General features: G+C 68.3%; 2 protein-coding genes and 1 pseudogene. 1 reads left to right on the forward strand and 2 read right to left on the reverse strand.

What is annotated here, in order from left to right:
• The first annotated feature begins 239 nt into the window (after positions 1–239).
• On the forward strand, positions 240–1,145 hold the full coding sequence (locus ACIBCM_RS35220) for an IS5 family transposase (protein WP_399250524.1): 906 nt from the start codon (positions 240–242) through the stop codon (positions 1,143–1,145).
• On the opposite strand, the gene ACIBCM_RS35225 is transcribed toward ACIBCM_RS35220, so the two are convergent.
• Positions 1,114–1,653, reverse strand: coding sequence for a hypothetical protein (locus tag ACIBCM_RS35225; protein ID WP_399250526.1), 540 nt, complete (start codon positions 1,651–1,653; stop codon positions 1,114–1,116). The two genes, ACIBCM_RS35220 and ACIBCM_RS35225, sit on opposite strands and share 32 nt — an antisense overlap.
• A 110-nt stretch (positions 1,654–1,763) precedes the next feature.
• A pseudogene (locus ACIBCM_RS35230) lies at positions 1,764–1,860 on the reverse strand (transposase); the annotation flags it as partial.

The raw sequence follows: 1,860 nt of genomic DNA on the forward strand, positions 1-1,860 counted from the left end.
GTCGGCCACGATCGCGATCCGGACGTCGGCCGGGTAGAGGCTGCGCAGGTAGCGGCAGAACTCTAGGAACTGGGTGCGGCGCTTGACCGGCTTGAGAAGACGTTGTCCTATCGATCTTGAGTGCGGTGTGATCGAAAGTGGCCCTCGGGGCGGGTGATTCTGGGGTGGTCGTGCATGAAGACAGGGCCTCCGGTGCAGTTCGGAGTTGCTGAGACACCGAGTAGTGCCAGGAGGCCCTGTTGTCACCGTTGTACGCGGTCGAAGCTGCTGGGTTCAACTCGTCCGGCGGGGTGTGCGATTGCCTCGTTCACCGGTTCGGGAACGCGGCCGACCAGCCCGACCGGGTTCGGGTCTACGGCACGGACCTGACGGATGCCGAGTGGCAGGAGATCCGGCCGCTGCTGCCGGTGCCGGCGTGGATGGAGGGCCGGGGCGGCAGGCCGGAGGGCTACTGCCACCGCGTGATGTTGGACGCGGTCTTCTATGTCGTCGACAACGGGATCAAGTGGCGCGACATGCCGGTCGACTTCCCCGCCTGGGACCGGGTCTACGCCTTCTGGCGGCGCTGGCGTCGGACCGGGCTGATCGGTGAGCTCCACGACCGGCTGCGGGGGAAAGTACGCGAGGGGGCCGGGCGCGATCCGGAGCCGACGGCCGCGGTGATCGACTCACAGTCCGTGAAGGCGGACGCGGTGGTGGGGGCCGACAGCCGGGGCTACGACGGCGGCAAGAAGATCAATGGCCGGCGCCGGCACTTGATCTGCGACACGATCGGCCTGTTCCTGCAGATCCGGGTGCTGCCGGCACATGTCACCGACCGGCAGGCCGCCGCCGACATGCTGCCCGCGCTGCGGGAGCGGTTCCCCACGATCACGAAGCTGTGGGCCGACGGGGGCTACACAGGAGTGCTGGTCACCTGGGCCCTGGCCGTGCTGCAGCTGATCGTCACGGTCGTCAGGCGCAGTGACGACGTGAAGGGGTTTGTGGTGCTGCCGAGACGGTGGGTGGTGGAGAGAAGTTTCGGGTGGCTGTTGCGCTCGCGGCGTCTGGCCCGCGACTACGAGCGCCGGTGCGACTCCAGCGAGGCGATGATCCTGTGGTCGATGACGATGCTCATGACCCGCCGCCTCGCACGCCGGCCCTGAGCCCGAACCGGCCCGAGGGCTCCTTGACCAACCACCCTTGCCGCACCAGCCGGTTCGCCTTCGACCGCACTCCCTCCGCCTTCGCCGCCACCGGCTCCACCCCGAGCTCAAAGGCGAGTTCCTTGCAGAACAGCGCCCTTTCCGCAGCGATCAGGACCGTCATGATCCGCTGATACTCCGGCGACAGCACCGACACCACGAGCCCTTCACACCATGCGGGCACCACCGACCCCGGCACCGCACCCGACGGCGACGGCGACGGCGACGGCGACGGCGACGGCGACGGCGACGGTTCAGGATCCCCGGACGCCGACGTGTCAGCCTCCGCCACACCATCCGGGCCGGAGAGAACCTCGACCACAGTCTCCCGGGAGACGACGAACCGCTCCCAGTCGAGTTCCGCTTCCCGCAACGCGGCCAGCACCCGGTCCGCCTCGGTCCGCAGTACTTCCACCCGCTGAGCGGCAGCTCGTTCCCGCTCCTCCAGCAGCCCGATCACCGACGGCATCCCGCACCTCCACAGCAACGCTGACACGACGTGCTCTGCCTTCCACGGAAATCCCGGCACCATGCCTGACCAGCAACAACACGGCGATCAAGTCCGGAAAGACAACAGCTTCTGATGTGGCCGTAGAGCTTGTCCCTGGCCAGGTCCAGGGCGGCGAACAGGTGCCGCACCCCGCCGTAGCGGTTGTAGGTGGCCCGCCGCCGGCGG

The organism is Streptomyces sp. NPDC051018 (assembly GCF_044456085.1).
In the GTDB taxonomy this organism is placed as follows: domain Bacteria; phylum Actinomycetota; class Actinomycetes; order Streptomycetales; family Streptomycetaceae; genus Streptomyces.